The organism is Streptomyces sp. NPDC002144, from assembly GCF_053593695.1.
Genome location: NZ_JBSFDB010000152.1, coordinates 1 through 2,288, shown reverse-complemented (window position 1 = coordinate 2,288; position 2,288 = coordinate 1). Strand labels below are relative to the sequence as shown.

The window sequence follows — 2,288 nt, the reverse complement described above, 5'->3', positions numbered from 1 at the left end:
GTGGAGGGCAACGTCCGCTCCGACGTCGCCACCGACAACCCCATCCCGGAGCCGCCGTTCTTCGGCACCCGCGTCGTCAAGGGCATCCAGCTCAAAGAGTACGCCAACTGGCTCGATGAGACAGCCTTGTTCCGTGGTCAGTGGGGTCTCACCAAGGAGTTGATCGACGCCGAGGGACGTCCGAGGCTGCGGGGCTGGCTCGATCACCTGCAGAGGGAAGGCCTGCTCGAAGCGGCCGTCGTCCACGGCTACTTCCCCTGTGTGTCGAAGAGCGACGACCTGATCATCCTGGACGAGCACGGCAACGAGCGCACCCGCTTCACCTTCCCCCGGCAGGCGCACGGCCGCCGGCTCTGTCTGGCCGACTTCTTCCGGTCGGAGGAGTCCGGCGAGACCGACGTCGTGGGCCTGCAGGTCGTCACCGTCGGCTCCCGGATCGGTGACGCCACCGCGGACCTCTTCGAGGCCGACGCCTACCGCGACTACCTGGAACTGCACGGTCTGTCGGTGCAGTTGGCCGAGGCGCTCGCCGAGTACTGGCACGCGCGGGTGCGGGCCGAGTGGGGCATCGCGGGCGCGGATCCGGACTCGCTCGACGGCATGTTCCGTACCGCCTACCAGGGGTGCCGCTATTCGCTCGGCTACCCGGCCTGCCCGGACCTGGAGGACCGCGCCAAGATCGCCGACCTGCTCGAACCGGAACGCATCGGCGTCCATCTGTCCGAGGAGTTCCAGCTGCACCCCGAGCAGTCCACGGACGCGATCGTCGTCCACCACCCGGAGGCGAGCTACTTCAACGCGGGAGGCGCGCGATGACGACCTTCTCCTTCGAGTTCTTCCCGCCGAAGACGGACCAGGGCGAGCGCACCCTGTGGGACGCGATCCGTCGAGTGGAGCCCCTGCGGCCGGACTTCGTCTCCGTCACCTACGGAGCGGGCGGTTCCTCCCGTGACCGGACCGTCGCCGTCACCCGGCGCATCGCCGCCGAGACCACCCTGCGGCCGGTCGCCCATCTCACCGCGGTCGGCCACTCGGTGGCCGAACTGCGCCGCATCATCGGCCAGTACGCCGACGCGGGCATCCGGGACGTGCTGGTCCTCCGGGGTGATCCGCCCGGCGACCCCAACGGCCCCTGGACGCCCCACCCCGAGGGGTTCACCTACGCCCGGGAACTGGTCGAACTCGTGCGCTCGCTCGGTGACTTCACCATCGGGGTGGCCGCCTTCCCGGAACGCCATCCGCGCTCCCCCGACTGGGAGAGCGACATCCGGCACTTCGTCGCCAAGTGCCGGGCCGGCGCCGACTACGCCATCACGCAGATGTTCTTCCACGTGGAGGACTATCTGCGGCTGCGTGACCGGGTCGCGGCGGCGGGCTGCGACATCCCGGTCATCCCGGAGATCATGCCCGCCACCGACGCCGCCCAGATCCGCCGCTTCGCGGAACTGTCCGGCGCGGCCTTTCCCGAGGACCTCGCCCACCTGCTGGAGCGGGCGCGCGGCAATCCCGCCGAGGGCCGTCGGATCGGCGTCGAGCACGCCACCGGCATGGCCGTGCGGCTGCTGGCCGAGGGCGCTCCCGGGCTGCACTACATCACCCTGAACCGGTCGACCGCCGCGCTCGACATCCACCGTAACGTCCTGGCCTCAAGGAGCCTCAGTGTCCGCTGACTTCACGGACTTCAAGGTCGCCGACCTGTCCCTGGCCGAGTTCGGCCGCAAGGAGATCACCCTCGCCGAGCACGAGATGCCCGGCCTGATGTCGATCCGCGAGGAGTACGCCGGCGCGCAGCCCCTGGCGGGCGCCCGCATCACCGGCTCGCTGCACATGACCGTCCAGACGGCCGTGCTCATCGAGACGCTGGTCGCGCTCGGCGCCGAGGTGCGCTGGGTGTCGTGCAACATCTACTCCACCCAGGACCACGCGGCCGCCGCCGTCGCCGCGGCCGGCATCCCGGTCTTCGCCTGGAAGGGCGAGACGCTGGAGGAGTACTGGTGGTGCACCGAGCAGGCGCTGACCTGGCCCGGCGGCGCGGGCCCGAACATGATCCTCGACGACGGCGGTGACGCGACCCTCCTCGTCCACCAGGGCGTCGAGTACCGCAAGACCGGCCGCCTCCCCACCGCCGTCAACGAGGAACTGGCCGTCGTCCGCGCCCTGTTGGAGCGCAGCACGCTCGACTGGCCCGCCATCGCCTCCGAGATCCGTGGTGTGACGGAGGAGACCACGACGGGTGTGCACCGTCTGTACGAGATGCAGCGTGACGGCGTCCTGCTGTTCCCGGCGAT

The 2,288-nt window shown here is 70.2% G+C and carries 3 protein-coding genes; all 3 read left to right on the top strand.

What is annotated here, in order from left to right; translation table 11 throughout:
• The coding region (locus tag ACWCQ1_RS51980; RefSeq protein WP_451030117.1) for a vitamin B12 dependent-methionine synthase activation domain-containing protein at positions 1-816 on the top strand (816 nt) is incomplete at its 5' end.
• Positions 813-1,670: a methylenetetrahydrofolate reductase [NAD(P)H] gene (gene metF, locus ACWCQ1_RS51975; protein ID WP_358612048.1), complete on the top strand. Its 858-nt coding sequence runs from the start codon at positions 813-815 to the stop codon at positions 1,668-1,670. The genes ACWCQ1_RS51980 and metF, both read left to right, overlap by 4 nt.
• The coding region (locus ACWCQ1_RS51970; RefSeq protein ID WP_358612051.1) for an adenosylhomocysteinase at positions 1,660-2,288 on the top strand (629 nt) is incomplete at its 3' end. The genes metF and ACWCQ1_RS51970, both read left to right, overlap by 11 nt.

Coding starts and splice junctions, on each gene's coding strand:
- metF (WP_358612048.1), top strand. CDS start 813: ATGACGACCTTCTCCTTCGAGTTCTTCCCGCCGAAGACGGACCAGGGC.